Source organism: Gulosibacter sp. (assembly GCF_052090685.1).
Classification (GTDB): Bacteria; Actinomycetota; Actinomycetes; order Actinomycetales; family Microbacteriaceae; genus Gulosibacter.
On the sequence record NZ_JBQDBE010000004.1, the window covers coordinates 141731 to 158820 of the forward strand.

The window sequence follows — 17090 nt, forward strand, 5'->3', positions numbered from 1 at the left end:
GAATTAAGGGGGCTCCGGCAAATGCTGCACTTGCCGGAGCCCCCTTCGATGCGGGCAGTTGGGAGCCGTTAGGGTTCGAGCCCGAGTAAGGCGTTCTCGAAGTGTTCCTTGGCCCACTTTGGCGACAGTGGTCCAGACTCCAGCAGGAGCCGGAAGTACACGGGGCCGTAGAGCATTTCCGCGATAACTTCAGGGCTTGCGTCTTTGCGGATGCCACCTTCGCTGATTGCCCGTTCAATGAGCGTTCGTGTTGCCTCGACGCGCGGATACCAGAATCGCTCTTTGAATTCGGTCATGACCTGGGCGTCATACTGGCACTCTCCGATGAGTTGTGCAACGAGGCTGCCTTCGTGGGTGGCATATATCTCAGTCAGCGAAATGAGGTGCTCACGGAGCGCATCGATGGCGGGAATGTCTTTCCGCACGGGAGTTCGCGCGATGTGGTTGTCGAGAAAACTCTCGATAATGACCGCGGCCTTATTGGGCCACCAGCGGTAGATCGTCGTCTTGCTCACGCCCGCCTCACGCGCGATGCGCTCGATCGAAAGCCGTTGCACGCTCACGTGATCGGGCGATTGCACATCGAGGAGCTTCATTGTGGATTCTAGAATCGCTTTGCGACTCTCTTCGCTTCGTACAGCCATATCCACGATGCTACAAGCGATACGAAACGTTCACAATCGCGAGCTAATAGCTCGCCCGCGCCGGCCCCCCGGAAGCGTCCCCGCTGCGCTCCTCAATAAACTTCGTCGCAAGCGCCTCGGACCCGCGTGCGAGCATCGCCACGTCCGCGCCGACGAGGATGAAGTCGATGCCGTCGTCGAGGTATTGCGCGGCGAGCTTCGGGTCGAAAGCGTTCACACCGACCGGCTTGCCTGCCGCGCGACCGGCTGCCAGCGCCTTCGCGACGCCGGCCATCACATCCGGGTGTCCCTGCTGGCCCAGGAGCCCCATGGATGCCGCGAGGTCGGACGGCCCGACGAATAGCGCATCCACGCCTTCGACTGCGGCGATTTCGGCGACATTCTCGACGGCCTCGGCGGTCTCGATCTGCACCGTGACCGACACGTATTGCGAGGCGTCAGCGAGGTAGTTCTCCACGCGGTTCCAGCGCGCACCGCGAGCAAGCGCAGATCCGACACCGCGCACGCCACGCGGCGGGTAGTGCGCGGCAGCAACAGCCGCGCGAGCCTGCTCGGCGTTGTTTACCATCGGGATGAGCAGGTTCTGGACACCGAGGTCGAGGTACTGCTTGATGATCACTGTGTCGTTGTACGGCGCACGCACAACCGGGGTGATCGGGTAGGCGGCGATGACCTGCAGCTGCTGCTGAATCGACTCGAGCGACAGCGGCGCGTGCTCACCGTCGATGAGAAGCCAGTCCAGGCCCGAACCGGCGCCGATCTCGGCGTTCACGGTTGATCCGGTGCACAGCCACATCCCGACTTGGCCGCGGTCGGCGGCGGCAAGGCGCTGGGCGAAAGTGTCGGCGAGGTTTAGACGAATCGGCATGAAATGGTTCCCATCTTTCCGTAGTCGCACAGGACGGTGTCGCCCTTTTCCACCCACATCGGGCGGGTGAAGGAGCCGGCGAGGATGATCTCGCCAGCCTCGAGGCGCGAGCCGTGGTGGTGGAACTTATTCGCGAGCCAAGCCACGCCGGTGCCGGGGTGGTTGAGGACGGCGGCAGCAACGCCGGACTCTTCAATGGTCTCGTTCTTATAGAGCAGTGCCGAGACCCAGCGCAGGTCGATCTCGTCGGGACGCATCGGGATGCCACCGAGCACCATGCCGCCGTAGGCGGCGTTGTCCGAGATGGTGTCGACGATCGTGCGCCCCTCCATCTCGATGTGGGAATTGAGGATCTCAAGCGCAGGGGTGACGTATTCGGTGGCGCGCAGCACATCGAAGAGGGTGCAGTTCGGGCCTTCGAGCGGCGACTTCAACACGAAAGCGAGCTCCACTTCGATGCGAACATTCGTGAACTTCTCGTGCTCGATGATCGAGCCGTTCTCGTAGACGGTGTCGTCGAACATCACGCCGTAGTCGGGTTCCGAGATACCGGTGGCCTGCTGCATCGCCTTCGAAGTCAGACCAATCTTGCGACCGACCAGGCGCCGTCCCGCGGCGATCTCGCGGTCGCGCCACTTGCCCTGAATCGCGTAAGAGTCTTCGATTTCGGCATTCGGATAGCGAGCGGTGATGCGCGGGATGAGTTCGCGCGTCTTTTCAGCCTCGGCCAGTTCGGCAGCAATTGAGTCGATCTCATGTTGTTCAAGCATGGGTCCCATTATTGCCCACGGGTCTGCGCCATTCCTCGGTTGGCTTGCTTGTTAGCGCAGTATCGAAGACTGGCTCGGTGGTTTTGTGCAAACCGAGAAAGTGGAGATTAATCGGTCGCTGGCGCACACACCACTCAAATTGTGAGATTGTGGGAATTAGGCATTGAAATCCCACAAAAACCACAGCAGAATTGAGTGCAGACGAAGGAGTCCACATGAGCGCAGAGACGCGACGTCGCCACATCCTTGAAGAACTCACCACAGCCGGTCGAGTTCGCGTGGCAAAACTGGCGATCGACCTCGACGTGGCCGATGAAACGGTACGTCGCGACCTCGTCGCGCTCGAGCAAGACGGTGAACTCGTTCGAGTGCACGGGGGAGCGGTGACCGCGCTCGGACCGCGAACCTACGAAACCAGGCTCGAGGAGCGCATCCAACTCGAGCAAGACTCAAAACAGCGCATCGCCGAACGGGCCTACGATTTGCTGCCCGAAGACGGCGGTGCCGTGCTGCTCGACAGCGGTTCCACCGCCCTCGCGCTCGCAAACATCATTGCCGAGAAAGCAGCCACCGCGAAGTACAGCATCGTCACCAACTCGGTGGCGGCAGTGTCGACATTCGGCGAACGCCCCGACCTCTCGGTGTTCATGATCGGGGGTCCAGTGCGGTCAATCACGCAGTCCGTGGTGCCCGCAGATGCCTTCGCGCAGCTCGACCAGATCCGCGTTGACGTCGCCTTCCTGGGCACGAACGGATGCTCCACCGGGCACGGCTGCTCGACTCCCGGCCCTGACGAAGCGGCAGTAAAACGCGCCTTCATCGCGAGCGCACGGCAGCGCTATGTGCTCGTCGACTCGACCAAATTCGGCGCCGAATTCACCCACCGCTTCGCGGCACTGGAAGAACTTGACGGCATCATCACCGACGCCGCTCCGGATGAGCGGCTCTCGCACGCCCTGCACGACGCGGGCACGGAGGTGTTTTTCTCATGATCGTCACGGTTACCCCAAACCCGAGCATCGATCGCACGGTCATACTCGACCGACCACTCGAACGCGGCGGTGTACATCGGCTCTCCAAACCCGTGGATGTGGCGGGCGGCAAAGGCGTGAATGTCTCGCGGGTGCTCCACCGGGCCGGGCTCGAGACGCTCGTGATCATCGCGGCACCCGAACACGATCACGTGGTGCACTCGATCGCCGAGGAGGGCATGACAGTGGCCGCCACGCCGGCACCGTTCGTGCGCACGAACCTCACGCTGGTCGAAGCGGATGGCACCACGACCAAGCTCAACGAACCCGGACCAGAGCTCGCCCCCGACCAAATTGCCACACTCGAGCGACTGCTGCTGGAACGATCGCAGGTGCCCCATGGAAATCCAAGCAATCTCTGGGTCGTGCTCGCCGGTTCGCTCCCGGGCGGCATGACGATTGACTGGTATGTGCGGATGACCGCGAAGCTTCGACTGCGCGGGGTTCACGTCGCTGTCGATACCTCTGACGCCCCCATTCGCGCCTTCGCGGATGCCGAGATTCTGCCCGATCTCATGAAGCCCAATGGTGCCGAGCTGGCAATGTTGACCGGCAGCTCTACGGGGTCCGGAGCGCAGTTGGAGGCCGCTGCTGCCGCGGGCAACTACCAGCCGGTCTTGGGCGCGGCCATGTCGCTCCATCGACGCGGATGCGCCGCAGTCCTGGTGACCTTGGGCGCGGCCGGGGCGCTGCTCGCCACCGAGGACGCCGCCTGGGTGGCGACGCCGCCACCGATCACGCCACGCAGCACCGTCGGCGCGGGTGATTCCAGTCTCGCGGGCTATCTCCGCGGCGCGCTCGCGGGTGAAAGCCCGGCTGAGCGGCTGCGACTTGCCGTGGCCTCCGGCTCAGCCGCCGCATCCCTCCCGGGAACCGGCGTGCCACGGCCCGACCAACTCGACCTCGAACGCACGGAGGTTCAATCCCTCCGCTCACGCGTCGCCTAACCGACACCCTCGAAAGGAAACCCGATGTCGGAAAACCAGCCACCAATCATTGCTCCCGAACTCGTCGTCCTCGACACACCGCTCGGCGACACGAAGCACGAGGTCATCACCGCACTCGCTACCCGCCTCGGCGACGCCGGTCGAGCCGACTCCGAAGGGCTCGCGCGGGATGCGTGGGCTCGCGAAGAGCAAGGAGTCACCGGGATGGGTAATGGCATCGCGATCCCGCACTGCCGCTCTGCTGCGGTTCACGCCGCCACGCTCGGATTCGCGCGCTTGCCCCAAGGCGTGGATTTTGGTGCGCCGGATGGTCCAGCCGATCTCATCTTCATGATTGCGGCTCCCGAGGGCGGCGACGATGAGCATCTGCAGATCCTTTCGCGGCTCGCGGGGAGCCTCATGCGGGCGGAGTTCCTCGAGGCACTCCGCGGTGCGGACTCACCGGAGGACGTTGTTGCGATTGTGGATGGTGTTGTGTCCGCGAACGAATCGGATAAGGATGCGAAGTCAGCGGATGCCGAGGGCGGTGAAGCGGCCGGTTCTGGCGCAGTTGACTTGGACAGTACCTCCGCAGATTCTGACGCGGTCGACACGTCCGCCAAGACCGAAGCAGCCACCGCAACCAAGAAGACCCGCATCGTCGCCTTCACCGCGTGCCCCACCGGAATCGCGCACACCTTCATGGCAGCGGACGGCCTCGTGCAGGCGGCAGAACGGCGCGAGGACGTCGAGTTGCTGGTCGAACCGCAGGGGTCGGCAGGCTACGAACCGCTCGCGGATGCCGATGTGAAGGCTGCCGATGCGGTCATCATCGCGGCCGACATCGACATTCGTGGTCGCGAGCGGCTCGTTGGAAAACCAGGCATCGAAGCTCCCGTGAAGCGTGGGGTTTCGCAAGCGGATGCGCTCATCGACGAAGCGCTCGCTGCCCTCAACTCGCCGAACGGCCGACGCATCAAAGCCGGATCGGGCAGTTCGGAAGCCGCCGAAGGCAGCGGCGAGGGCAAGGTTGGCTGGGGCAAACGCATCCAGCAAGCACTCATGACCGGTGTCTCCTACATGATTCCCTTCGTAGCGGCCGGTGGGTTGCTCCTCGCACTCGCATTCCTCCTCGGCGGTTACGAGATCACGAATGCCGCGCCGGACATCCTGACCGACAACTCGCTCACCAACCTGCCCGAGGGCGGGCTCATGGTCTATCTTGCGGCAATCTTCGCGACGGTCGGTGGGATGGCGCTCGGATTTCTCGTGCCCGCGCTCTCGGCATATATCGCCTACGCGCTCGCGGGACGCCCGGGCATCGCACCCGGATTCGTGGGCGGGGCCATCGCGATCGCGCTCGAAGCAGGGTTCATCGGCGGCCTGGTCACGGGCCTCTTCGCGGGCGTGCTGGCGCTATGGATCTCAAGCTGGAAGACCCCGCGCTGGCTCGCCGGACTCATGCCGGTGGTGATCATCCCACTACTCACCACCGCAGTGACGGCACTGGTCATGTACCTCTTACTCGGCCGTCCGCTCGCGATGCTGATGGAAGGTCTCACCGAATGGCTCAATAGCCTGAGCGGCGGTTCGAGCATCCTGCTCGGCGTGATTCTCGGACTCATGATGTGCTTCGACCTCGGCGGTCCCGTAAACAAGGCGGCGTACCTCTTTGCGACCGCTGGCCTTTCGGCCGGTACGGATGCGGCGATGATGGTCATGAGCGCGGTGATGGTCGCGGGAATGGTGCCGCCGCTCGCACTCGCGCTGGCCAGTGCCGTGCGCCCCAAGCTGTTCACGCAGGAGGAGCGAAAGAACGGTCAGGCCGCCTGGCTGCTCGGTGCAGCGTTCATCTCCGAGGGTGCGATTCCGTTCGCGGCAGCCGATCCGCTGCGCGTGATTCCTTCGATGATGGCGGGTGGCGCGGTGGCCGGAGGCCTGTCGATGGCCTTCGAAACGACACTGCGCGCACCGCACGGTGGCATCTTCGTCTTCTTCGCCATCGACCCGATCTGGGGATTTGTGATCGCGCTGGTCGCCGGAATGGTGGTGTCCGCAATTGTCGTGCTGCTGCTCAAGCAATTCGGGCGGCGGCAAACGGCCCCCGCTCCCAGCACCCCCGTAGCAGTCCCCGCCACCGCGTAGTCGCCGCTGCGCACCAGCCGCCCTCGCCGCAGTCGCTACGTCGCTCCAGGAACGGCGGTACCAAGCAACGCGAATACGCCGAATACCACCCAAGAATCGGTTTGCCACTTTCCTGACAGTGGCAAACCGCTCTTTCGGTGGTATTCGGGAGTGGGCCGGCGGTATTCGGATGTTGGCTGGCTGGCTGGCTGGCTGGTGCTCGGGTACTGCGGTGCCGCGGAGGTTGCCGGACTAAACTCGGAGCAATGTGGATTCGTGAGGCACTCTTTGATGCGCCGCGTGGAGCCTGGATCGGAACCGCACTCAGTTGGGTGCGCACAGTGCTGCTCGCGTTGGCCGCTATTGGCCTTGGCAAGACGCTGGATGCGGTCATTTTCGGTGATTCCTGGGTCACCATTGCCATCCTGACGGTACTTTCGGCCGGAGTCGGTGCGATCTGTGGTGGACTCAGCGAATCGATTCCCGGAAAAATTCAGGGTGAGGAGGAACTCGCCTGGCGCCAGCGGGTGCTTCGCCGCGCGATCCTGGGGTCCGGTGAAACGGAGCCAGCAGCGCGAGGTGCAAGTGGCGCATTGCAGGGGGCTTCCGGCGCATCCCAGGGTGCTGCAGGCGGATCGCCCGGTGCTGCCAGCGCATCCCACGGTGCGGGAGGCGCATCGCCTGGCGCTTCCGGCGAAGGCGCGCTCGTCGACGCGGCCATGACCGGCGTCGAAAAAACCGCGAACTACCGGGCGGGCTTCCTCGGCCCAACCCTCGCATCCTTCACCGCACCGCTCATCGTGCTCGTGATCTGGGCAATATTTGTGGATGCGCTGAGCGCCCTGATTTTGCTCGTGTTCGTTGCGCTGGTGCCGGTGGTGATTGTGTTCGTGGGGAAATGGCTGCGCAAACCGAACCACGCGTATCGGCGCCGAGAGACCGAGGCCGCGAACCAGTACCTCGAGATGCTCGAAGGTATCGGCACCATGAAAGTGCTCGGTGCAGCCCCTGCGGCACGCGATCGATTCGCCGAATCGGCGCGCTCCGCAATGCGTGAACTTGGGTCGCTACTTGGTCGCAATCAGCTCATGATCATCGTCAATGACGGCGTATTCGGACTGCTCATGAGCGGCGTCGCGATCGTCCTGGTGCTCGCGGGGCTTGCATCAGGAAATCTCACCGCCGGCACCGCGCTCGCGGGAGTTCTGCTCACCGTATTGCTGAACGAACCCATCGACCGAGTTGGGCGGACGTTCTATGTGGGAATCGCCGGACGCACTCGCCGTGATCAACTCGAAGCGCTGCTCGCGGATGCGACGCACTCGGATGCGACGGACTTGGATGCGACGGACTCGGATGCGACGGACTCGGATGCGACGGACTCGGATGCGACGGACTTGAATGCGACGGTGCCAGCTTCGACCGAGCAGGGCACAGGCGGGACGCGCGCACAGTCCGCCGAAGGCTCGGAACGCACCGAGCACGAGCGCGGAGACCTCACCGCCACAGCTCCCGCCGGAACCGCCACCGATAGCATCCACCTCGACCTGCGCAATATCTCTGTCACGCTCGGCGAGAAGCAAATCCTCGACAACGTGACCCTGAGCATCCCCGCCGCGAGTCACGTGGCAATCGTTGGCCCGAGCGGAGCAGGCAAGACCACCCTGATGCGGGTGATCGCTGGAGTTATCAACAGCGATCGTGGCGCCGTCCTCGGCAACGGAACCCCCGTATCCGCGGAGGTGCTTCGAAGCGTGGTGAGCAGCGTCGCCCAAAATCCGGGCATCCTTTCCACGACGGTGGCCGACAATCTGCGGCTCGTCGCCCCCGGCGCATCCGATGCCGAACTGCTCGCAGCCCTCGACCGCGCACAACTGCGCGAGGAAGTGGAGGCGATGCCGGCAGGGCTGGAGTCGGAGGTTGGCGATCGGGGCGCGTTTCTCTCGGGCGGGCAGCGTCGTCGCCTCGCGATTGCGCGGGCCTTTTTGCGCGAACGGCCGGTGCTCCTCCTCGACGAACCGACGGCGGATCTCGATCGTCGCACCGAAGCACTCGTGCGCGCGAGCCTTGACGAGGCGATGGCGGGACGAACGGTCATCCAGATCGCGCATCGCCTGGACACCACGCTCGCTGCGGACCAGGTGGTGGTGCTGACCGACGGCCGAATTACCGCGGTCGGAACACCAGAGGAGCTCCGCGCGCAGCCTGGTTACTATGCCCGAGCCTTCCAGGAGGCGAGCGATGAATAGCAATATCCGATGGCTGCTTCGCTTCGCGCGTCCCGCAACGAAGCGACTCGGCGCCTCCGTTGGCGCTCGACTGGCCGGACACGCGCTCGGGATTGTGCAACTCGCGTTGCCCGCGTGGGCCATCGGGATGCTCGCAACGGAAGCTGCCGCCGGAGCGGGCTTCGTGACGCTGGTCGCCGTGCTATTTGTTATCGCCACGGCGGCGAAGGCGGGACTGCGATATGTCGAGCAGCTTTATGGTCACCTCGCGGCCTTCAGCCTGATGGGCGAGATGCGCGTGTGGCTGATTGACCGCTTGATTCCGCAGGCACCCGCGGTGACCGACGGCGCCGGAGCCGCAAGAATTCAAGCCACCGCGGTGCGTGATGTGGACCGGGTGGAAGTGTTTTTCGCGCACACGATCGCCCCGGCAATCTCAGCAGTCGTAATACCGGTTGCTGCCGTGATTACTGCGTGGGTCGCCGCCGGCTGGCTCCCCGCTCTCGTGCTCGCGCTCGTGCTGCTGGTTGGCATTGCGGTGGCCGTGAGCGGGGCACGAAGCGGCGTTGCTTCAGCGCGAGAAGTGGCTGCGGCGCGTTCTGATATGTCGCAGTTTGTCGCCGATTCGGTGCGGCTGCGGGAGGAGATAATTGCTGCCGAGTCGGTGGATGCACGGCTCGATCGGGCGCGCGAGGCCGACTTGAAGCTCAGCCGGGCCCTGCTGCAGATGGGGCGCCGGGCCGGTGCACGGAGTGCGATTACTTCGGCCCGGTTATGGATCGGGAGCTTACTTGTCTTGCTCGCCGGAATCCCCGCGCTCGCGGCCAACCTCGAGTCCCTACCGGGAGTCTTGCTCGCGACAACGCTCGTAGCTGGCACCGCCGCATCCTTGGATACGGTGGAACGGCTCGCCGGATCGCTGCCGGCGGGACTCGAAGCAACTCGCCGAATTCGTGCGCTTGGCGCGGGGGAGCCGGTTGTGACGGAGCCGGGCGCCGCATCCAGCCCGGCCAGCGAATCCAACTCGACTGGCGCATCCAGCCCGGCCGCAACCAGCCCAGCTGGCGCCGCCAACCCGACCGCCGCATCCAGAACCCGACCCGTACTTACCGCCAGCAACATCTCCTTCACCTACCCGGGCCGCAACGAACCCGCGATCGATCGCCTCACGCTCGAGGTGCCGCGCGGGGCAATGATTGGTGTGGCCGGTGCGAGCGGATCGGGGAAGTCCACGCTTTCGCGGCTACTCCAGCGACACTTTGATGTGGATGCGGGGGAGATTCGGCTTGCGGGTTCCACGCTGCCGGAACTCGGCTCCGAGACGGTGGCGAAGCGGGTGATCGTGGCGGATCAGACCCCGTTTCTCCTAGACAGCACGGTCGCCGAGAATCTTCGGCTCGGCGCTCCCGATGCCGATGACGAGGAACTCCAGATGATGCTCGATCTCGTGGCACTCGACATCGGTTTGAACGTACCGTTCGGGCGACGGGGCGGGAATCTCAGTGGCGGCCAGCGGCAGCGACTCGCACTCGGTCGCACGCTCCTTCGCGCACGCCGAGCCCCGGGTGGGCTTGCTGGTGCGGTGCTGGTGCTTGACGAATCGACCAGCCACCAGGATCCGTTCACACAGGATCGCTTGATGACGTCGCTGCGCACACTTGGCCTCACGATGGTTGTCATCGCGCATCGACTCGAAATCCTCCGTGCCGCGGACCGCATCCATGTCATGGAGCGCGGTCGAATCGTCGAATCGGGAACCTGGCACGAACTTTCCACGCGCGATGGGGCGTTTCGCGCGCTGCTGGAGGCCAGCGGCTAGCTCGCGGCTCATGACAGGATTGCCTCGCTCGCGTATCCTCAGCGCATGAACGACGAGGTAGTACGCTCTGGCCAGGTGTTATTTGAACGACGGGGGCCGCGCGGGCAGCTTGGCGTGATTACCCTCAATCGACCCCGGCAACTGAATGCCCTGAGCTACGCGATGATCCGCGAGATTACGAGCCAGCTTGCGGCTTGGCGGCAGGACGATACCGTCGCGCAGATTCTGCTCGTGGGTGCCGGCGATCGCGGCCTGTGTGCGGGTGGCGACATCCTCGAGATTCGAGAAGATGTGCTTGCCACCGGGGGCAAAGTTGCTGCGGAATTCTTCGCCAGCGAGTATCGCCTCGATGCGGCCACCGGCGACCTGGACAAGCCCTATATCGCCATCATGGACGGGTATACCTTTGGCGGTGGCGTCGGGATTTCTGCGCACAGCCGCGGTCGCCGCGTTGTGACGGAGCGAAGCCGTATCGCGATGCCCGAGACCGCCATCGGATTCAGCCCGGATGTTGGCGGCACCTACCTCCTCGCGAGAATGCCCGGTGAAACCGGCATTCACGCGGGGCTTACCGGCGCGCATCTCGATGCCGCAGACGCGATCGCGGCTGGTTTTGCCGACCACTACGTGCCCGCTGATTCGCTGGGTGAACTCGTCTCGCGCCTCGAGGTTGAAGAGGCGGATGCGGTGCTTGCCGACTTGGCACGGCCAGCTCCCGAGTCGGAGCTTCTCGCGCAGCGGGCCTGGATTGACCAGGCGTACGCGGCTTCAACTCCGCTCGAAATTCTTGCTCGACTGGATGAATTTGCCGAGGAATTCTCGGCCGCAGCGGATGCTGCAAAGGCGATTCGAGCATCCTCACCGACCGCGATCACCGCCGCACTCGAGGTGATTCGACGAAACCGAAACGCCGCGCATCTTCGCGAGGCAATTGACCTGGAATACCTGGTGGGGATGCGATTGGGCACCGGTCATGACTTCCTCGAGGGCGTACGCGCGCAGGTGGTGGACAAGGATCGAATGCCGAAGTGGCAGCCGGCAGCGCTTGCCGATGTTCTGCCGAGTGAGATTGAGCAACTCTTTGCGCTGGAAGGCGGGCACGTCATTGATTGGGGGCGGGGGCCGCTGGGGGTGTAGAAACTGCCTGAGGCGTGGGGAACTCCTCTGTCGAGCACCCTGTGACGTGGATGTCGGTGGCTGCGGATAGCGTGTTTCACAACCAAATGGATTTAAGGGCGACGTACCGTGGGCTGAGTCGTAGACTCGTAAAGTCCCGTAGCCCTAATGCAACAATAGGGTTATTGGACTCTGTTCAACGCGACCAAACGCTTGAAACAGTATGTGATTTGTGAGGGTGCTCGAAACTCCATGCGTGATTTTGTAGTTCGAAGTGAGCCGCTGCTTACTCCTGTCCAGGTGGCCGAACGTGTATTGATCGAGACCCTTTCGAAGACAGACGCTGAGGACGGCAACCTGCTCACATTTCGCGGTATGCCCGGTTCTGGCGTCGACCGGGTGCTGCAAACCGCGCTGGAATACGCGCGGGAAAATGGTTGGCTGGATTTCTTTGTCACCTTGGTGCCGTGGGAGCGTGAAGTTCCCTACTCCGCGCTGGAACGGGTGTGCCTGAAGATGTCCGGACTGCGATATCTCTTGGAAGAATTGAGTCCCGAACGAGACCCCGTGGATCTTGGGCGGCAGGTGCTGAAGTCGCTCGACGAGCACTTCGACCAAGACGAACGCAAGATCTTGATGATTTTCGACCACTTGGAGTACTGCGATCCACTGAGCTCGGTGGTGTTCCGCTATATCGTGATGCGTGCGACCGCACGCGGCGCGAATTTCGTGCTCGGCGACTCACTCGCATTCCCAGTCGATCTCGGTGACGAGCTGCGGCAGGCCGTCTACACCGAACCCAATGCGCACCTCTTTGTTCTCCCCGAGCTTTCGGCTTCGGACATTGTGGCCGTCATCGGCCAGCGCGCGGGAACGGGCATAGCCATTGGTGAAGGCGAGCGCGTGCGCAGGCTGACGGGTGGGCGATTTGAGGCGGTGAATGCGTACCTCAATAGCGTGAGTGAAGAGCATCTCGCTGATCTCGCGGCGATTCGCACTCTTCCTTCGCTTACTTCGGCGCGGATGCCGGGGGCACCACCGCTGCGACTGGCGGAACTGTCGGAGACCATGCGACTCGCGGCGGAAGTGTGCGCCTTGCAACCAGACGGGGTCTCGATGCAGACGCTCAAGTTGGTGTCGAATCGGCTTGGCGTGCCGTTTTCCGTGGACACTGCGGTGGACGGGAACATCGTCGTCATGAATTCCCTGACCGGAATGCTGCACCTTTATGACCCATTGAGCGCCCCGGATTTGCTTGAGCGTACGGACGAGGGACGCCTTCGGGTGATTCATTCCGCACTGGCCGACCTCACCTTCGGTAATGAATCACGCATCCAATCGGTTTTAGCAACTCCGACAATTGATCAACAGATCGTGACTCGGATTCTCGACACGAGCGCTGACCTCGAGGCGAATGGGAACGCGCAAGAGGCCTTGGAACTGCTCGATGTTGCGGTTGAACGAGCCCGGACCTGTCCTGAAAACGTCAACGGATATAAGCAGTTGTTGCGGAAGTTCGGTCACGTATTTTTGCGGCAGTTTTCGCCGGTGCAGTATCAGGAACGTATCGGCGACTTTGCGAAATTCGCCGAGAGCGATGCTGACTTCGGATTCATGTACCTCTGCTTGCGGACGGTGAAAGCGCACGGCCGACTGGAGGCGCGAGACCTTCGTCTGGAATACATGGCGCAACCGGCGGAGAGTGTCGATCACGAGTTCATGCAGGCAGAAATCTCGAGGCTCGAGCTGTTGTCGGCCGCGCAAACCGGACCAGAGACTATTCCTGCAGCGCTGCAAGATGTCCAGGCACGATTCGGTGCGCTCGTGGACCGCGAACCCGATGATCCGGAGCTGAAATGGATTAACGCTCGAGGCCGACTACTGTCGATCGGTTCGCTCGTCCTCGCATTCAGTGTGGTGTACGGGGTGGCCACCAATGCAGATGAAGAGGCGCGCAAGCTCGTGGGACACGCGCTTGAATTCCCTGATGAGTCATCCGATGCATTGGATGCGCTCACCGCGGCGGGGCTGGTGCTTGGCAGTATGGGACGAATCGACGAAGCCTCCGAGATCGTGAGTATGGCGAGAGCGCGGCACGTGCGCGCCGCCAGCGCGGCCTTGATTGGCGGCCAGTTGGATGTGCTGGATCTTGATCTGGCGCAGCGTCGCGGTGACTGGGATGCCATGCGTTCGATGATTGACGATGCCTATGTCAGGGCCTTCGACGGCATGGATATGCCGACGCGCATCGTGGTGCCTGCCTTCAAGTCCTGGTTGTTGGCCGTCGACAGCACGCGAGATGAAGCGGAACGCTACCTGACTGTGGCTAAGGATGCAGACAAGTACATTTATCCAGGCCATGCGATGGACATGATGGTTCTCGCGGATGCTGAAATCACGCGACTTCGTGATGGGGCGGAGGCAGCGTTGAACGTCCTTGAAGACGCGGATGCGCTGTCAAGGAATCAGCTTTCGAGGCGGCTGCTCGGTATGCGAATCGAGCTCCTGGCGCAAACTGGCGACCACGAGACGATGGCCGAACTCTGGAACCGGATTCAAGCCATCCATGAATCGAAAGGTGCGCAGGATACCGCCGAATTTGCCTGGCTTGAAGGTCTCGTTTTGATTGGCCGAGGCGAGACGGATGCGGCGCGAGAGGTGTTCGCTGGGGGCATCCGGGAGGCGCGATCGAAGTTTGTTCACGCCAAGTGCCATCTGCAACTCGCGAATCTGTATGCGGGAGAGCGCGGGGGGCGCGAATCGGCGATGGAGCATTTCAAACAAGCCCGCATCGCTTTTCGGGCGATCGGTGCCAAAGTCTATGAGGATGAGGCAGTCGACCAGCTGCAAAAACTTACGTCTTCGGGTCAGGAGCGACTCGCTGCGCTGACGCCACGAGAACGCCAGGTCGCCACGCTTGCGGCGCGCGGCTGGCGGAATAAGGAGATCGCACGCGAGCTCAGCATTGGTGTGGCGACAGTCGCATTCCATATGTCGAACGCATTGCAAAAACTCGGCGTCGCGAAACGCTCCGAGTTGTCTTCGGTGATCGGCTAGCGGTTTCGAGTGTTGGGACATGCGTGATTGCATGTTCGAATGGTGGTCGATAAAGTTATCCACAGGTCTAGATCATTTGTTCGAGACTGGTTAAACTTTACGTATTAGCCGCTCCGGGAGGTGATCCACCATGACCGTGTCCGACTTCAATACCGCTCCAGCTATCGACAGCGACGATGTCGTCGGTGATCGTGCCCGACTTGTCGCGTCGTTTGATGCGTTGAATGCCGTCTGGTTGGGTCTCGGGGTGCTGCCTGGGGAGGCCTTCGAAAACGCGACGCGTGCAGTCCCGACGGGTGACGATTCAGGGTTCGATTCGGTGGAATCTGTTACTTCGTCGCCCGCGAGTGCCTCGTTTGCCAGCCAGTCGCCAGCAGGCACGTCCACTGCCAGCACATTGCCTGAGGGCCCGACGTCTGCCGCGCGACCGCCCAGTGCGCCTGTTCTTGATGGACAGTTGCTTGAGAACCAGCTTGAGGCTCTGTCTGAATCTTTGTTGCTTGAGTTTGTTGACTCGCTCGCGCGCCACTACCGCCAGTTGGGTGCGGTGCTCGCGATCACGACCCGTGAGCTGCGCGACCGGTCGCGCGCTTCGTTGGGTGAGGAACGGCTCGCGTTCCGGCACGGTTACCGGTCTGCGGAGCAGTTTGTGGCGGAACGCCTCGGCACCGATACCCGTGTGAGTAATACCCTCGCCCGTGTGGGTACCGCGATCGTTGGCGAGCGCGGCCTCACCGGGGACCGCGTCCCCGCCCGTACCGAGCACGTGGCCAGTGCGTTGCGCTCCGGGGAACTCGGGCTCGCGTACGCGAACGAGATCGTCACGTCCACGAACCGTCTGGCAACCAGGCCGCATCTTGATCCGGTCGAGCTCCGGCACGGGGAGCGGGAACTGGTCAACACGGCCGTGATGGGCATGCCGCTGCGTGATTTCGAACAAGTCGTCGCGCGGTTGGAAGCACATCTCGATCCGGACGGAGTTGCGCCGTCGATCGAGGCTCAACGCCGCAAACGCGGGCTGTCGTTCCGCACCGATACGAGCAGTGGCATGGTGTACGTGCGTGGCCAGTTCGATGGTGAATCCGGGGCGTACATCACCCACGCGCTGCAGTCCTACGCCACCGGTGTGCTGCGCAGCTCCCGCGGGCTGAACCTTCCCGAGGACCCCGACAGGCCAGCGACTCAGCCAACCACAGACGTATTGGCAGCCGCAGCTGAGGCTGGATCGGAAACCGTCACCGCTGCTACAGCGGGAGCCACAGGAACGGCCATGGGCGCGTCACCATCCGCGACCGAACTGGCACAAGTGGCGTCGCCAGAGTCGGTAACCAGTCCCACGTCGAGTGTCTCGTTCCGGCCGGTGGAGCCCGCACTGCGTGATGCGGTCGATGCGGAACGCCGCACGATCAGCCAGATCCACGCCGACGCACTCGTTGACTTCGCCAAGCATGTCATCGGCTGCGACCACGAGAAACTCCCCGGCCCGTCCACCACCCTGGTCGTGCGCATCGACCAACACGACCTTGTGCCACCGGCATCGAGTGCACACGACACCGAGTCCGATACCGACGCTCGTGGCACGACAGATCCCACACCCTCAAACAACGTCGGGCCGGCAGCGGAGCCCAAGCCGAGGACTGAGCCCAAGCTGAAGTCCAAGCCCGGGCCCGAGCTGAAGTCCAAGCCCGGGCCCGAGCTGAAATCCGTGACCGATCCCGATCCCGAGCCGAAGCTGGAGTCCGCGTCCGAGCCGGGCTCGACACCCAGCCTGGCCGGGCCTGCGCGCACCGGGCTCGCGTCAATCGATGGGAACACGCTCATCGATATTGCTACCGCCCGGAAACTCGCCGCCGCCGCGAACATCATCCCCGCCGTACTCGGCACCGACGGTGCCGTGCTCGACCTCGGCCGCGACGCCCGCCACTTCTCCCGCGCACAACGACTCGCGCTGGTCGAACGTGACGGTGGCTGCGCGTTCTGCGGCCTGCCACCGAGCATGACCGAGGCCCACCACATCCGCTGGTGGAAAGCCCACGACGGCACCACGAACCTCGACAACGGGATCCTGCTGTGCACCACCTGCCACCACCGGGTCCACGCCGGCTGGGACATCCGAATCGTTCACCAGTCACCGGAATCGCCGATCTCGATAGACCGTCGACGTCAACCCCTCCCACACGCCCTCCCACACGAAAGTGGAATCAGCGGCAGTGAGAGGGCGGGAACCAACCAGAGGGCGGGAGCCAGTGGGAGGGCGGGAACCGGTACGAGACACCCCAACCGCGGCGGGACGGTGTGGTTCATTCCGCCTGCAACGGTCGACCCGCGCCAAGAACCACGACTCGGCGGCCGAAAACGCTTCGACATCGCCTACCGAAAAGCAAACCCACCAATCCCGATACCCGAACACACCAACACGAGCTGGACCTCACCCACCGACAAGCTCGCCGGATAATCGCTATGCCCAAACCTGCTGGATAGTTGGCTGGCCTAGGTTCGAAGGTTAG

Annotated in this window: 11 protein-coding genes; 8 read left to right on the forward strand and 3 right to left on the reverse strand. The window is 63.2% G+C overall.

Annotated elements, in window-relative coordinates; translation table 11 throughout:
• Window positions 1-68 precede the first annotated feature (68 nt).
• From ACTHXA_RS03965 to hpaH, 3 genes are read right to left on the reverse strand one after another with little or no spacing between them, the layout of a single operon-like run.
• The gene (locus ACTHXA_RS03965; protein ID WP_441669566.1) at window positions 69-644 is read right to left on the reverse strand and encodes a TetR/AcrR family transcriptional regulator; all 576 of its coding nucleotides are present in this window, start codon (window positions 642-644) and stop codon (window positions 69-71) included.
• A gap of 43 nt (window positions 645-687) precedes the next feature.
• Window positions 688-1512, reverse strand: a complete 825-nt coding sequence (locus tag ACTHXA_RS03970) for an aldolase/citrate lyase family protein (protein WP_441669568.1) — start codon at window positions 1510-1512, stop codon at window positions 688-690.
• The gene (hpaH, locus tag ACTHXA_RS03975; protein WP_441669570.1) at window positions 1497-2282 is read right to left on the reverse strand and encodes a 2-oxo-hept-4-ene-1,7-dioate hydratase; all 786 of its coding nucleotides are present in this window, start codon (window positions 2280-2282) and stop codon (window positions 1497-1499) included. Before hpaH ends, ACTHXA_RS03970 begins: the two co-directional genes overlap by 16 nt.
• A gap of 215 nt (window positions 2283-2497) precedes the next feature.
• Between hpaH and ACTHXA_RS03980 the strand changes: the two genes are divergently transcribed.
• The 8 genes from ACTHXA_RS03980 to ACTHXA_RS04015 all read left to right on the forward strand — a co-directional run bounded on the left by ACTHXA_RS03980 (window position 2498) and on the right by ACTHXA_RS04015 (window position 17038).
• A complete protein-coding gene (locus tag ACTHXA_RS03980; RefSeq protein ID WP_441669572.1) occupies window positions 2498-3274 on the forward strand; it encodes a DeoR/GlpR family DNA-binding transcription regulator in 777 nt (258 codons plus the stop codon).
• Window positions 3271-4260 carry a 1-phosphofructokinase family hexose kinase gene (locus tag ACTHXA_RS03985; RefSeq protein WP_441669574.1) on the forward strand — a complete coding sequence of 330 codons (990 nt, stop codon included), beginning with the start codon at window positions 3271-3273 and terminating at the stop codon, window positions 4258-4260. Before ACTHXA_RS03980 ends, ACTHXA_RS03985 begins: the two co-directional genes overlap by 4 nt.
• 24 nt (window positions 4261-4284) lie before the next feature.
• The gene (locus ACTHXA_RS03990) at window positions 4285-6384 is read left to right on the forward strand and encodes a PTS fructose transporter subunit IIABC (RefSeq protein ID WP_441669576.1); all 2100 of its coding nucleotides are present in this window, start codon (window positions 4285-4287) and stop codon (window positions 6382-6384) included.
• A gap of 245 nt (window positions 6385-6629) precedes the next feature.
• Complete coding sequence (locus tag ACTHXA_RS03995; RefSeq protein WP_441669578.1) at window positions 6630-8612, forward strand: ATP-binding cassette domain-containing protein; 1983 nt, start codon at window positions 6630-6632, stop codon at window positions 8610-8612.
• Complete coding sequence (locus ACTHXA_RS04000; protein WP_441669580.1) at window positions 8605-10410, forward strand: amino acid ABC transporter ATP-binding/permease protein; 1806 nt, start codon at window positions 8605-8607, stop codon at window positions 10408-10410. The genes ACTHXA_RS03995 and ACTHXA_RS04000 overlap by 8 nt, the downstream gene beginning before the upstream one ends.
• Window positions 10411-10455: 45 nt before the next feature.
• Window positions 10456-11547 carry an enoyl-CoA hydratase/isomerase family protein gene (locus tag ACTHXA_RS04005; protein WP_441669582.1) on the forward strand — a complete coding sequence of 364 codons (1092 nt, stop codon included), beginning with the start codon at window positions 10456-10458 and terminating at the stop codon, window positions 11545-11547.
• A gap of 231 nt (window positions 11548-11778) precedes the next feature.
• Window positions 11779-14583: a helix-turn-helix transcriptional regulator gene (locus ACTHXA_RS04010; RefSeq protein ID WP_441669584.1), complete on the forward strand. Its 2805-nt coding sequence runs from the start codon at window positions 11779-11781 to the stop codon at window positions 14581-14583.
• A 130-nt stretch (window positions 14584-14713) separates the two neighbouring features.
• Entirely contained in the window at window positions 14714-17038 is a 2325-nt protein-coding gene (locus ACTHXA_RS04015; protein WP_441669586.1) for a DUF222 domain-containing protein, read from the forward strand.
• Window positions 17039-17090: the final 52 nt, after the last annotated feature.

Excerpts from the sequence above, each read along its gene's own strand:
- ACTHXA_RS03965 (WP_441669566.1), bottom strand. The coding sequence starts at position 644 with ATGGCTGTACGAAGCGAAGAGAGTCGCAAAGCGATTCTAGAATCCACA.
- ACTHXA_RS03970 (WP_441669568.1), bottom strand. The coding sequence starts at position 1,512 with ATGCCGATTCGTCTAAACCTCGCCGACACTTTCGCCCAGCGCCTTGCC.
- hpaH (WP_441669570.1), bottom strand. The coding sequence starts at position 2,282 with ATGCTTGAACAACATGAGATCGACTCAATTGCTGCCGAACTGGCCGAG.
- ACTHXA_RS03980 (WP_441669572.1), top strand. The coding sequence starts at position 2,498 with ATGAGCGCAGAGACGCGACGTCGCCACATCCTTGAAGAACTCACCACA.
- ACTHXA_RS03985 (WP_441669574.1), top strand. The coding sequence starts at position 3,271 with ATGATCGTCACGGTTACCCCAAACCCGAGCATCGATCGCACGGTCATA.
- ACTHXA_RS03990 (WP_441669576.1), top strand. The coding sequence starts at position 4,285 with ATGTCGGAAAACCAGCCACCAATCATTGCTCCCGAACTCGTCGTCCTC.
- ACTHXA_RS03995 (WP_441669578.1), top strand. The coding sequence starts at position 6,630 with ATGTGGATTCGTGAGGCACTCTTTGATGCGCCGCGTGGAGCCTGGATC.
- ACTHXA_RS04000 (WP_441669580.1), top strand. The coding sequence starts at position 8,605 with ATGAATAGCAATATCCGATGGCTGCTTCGCTTCGCGCGTCCCGCAACG.
- ACTHXA_RS04005 (WP_441669582.1), top strand. The coding sequence starts at position 10,456 with ATGAACGACGAGGTAGTACGCTCTGGCCAGGTGTTATTTGAACGACGG.
- ACTHXA_RS04010 (WP_441669584.1), top strand. The coding sequence starts at position 11,779 with ATGCGTGATTTTGTAGTTCGAAGTGAGCCGCTGCTTACTCCTGTCCAG.
- ACTHXA_RS04015 (WP_441669586.1), top strand. The coding sequence starts at position 14,714 with ATGACCGTGTCCGACTTCAATACCGCTCCAGCTATCGACAGCGACGAT.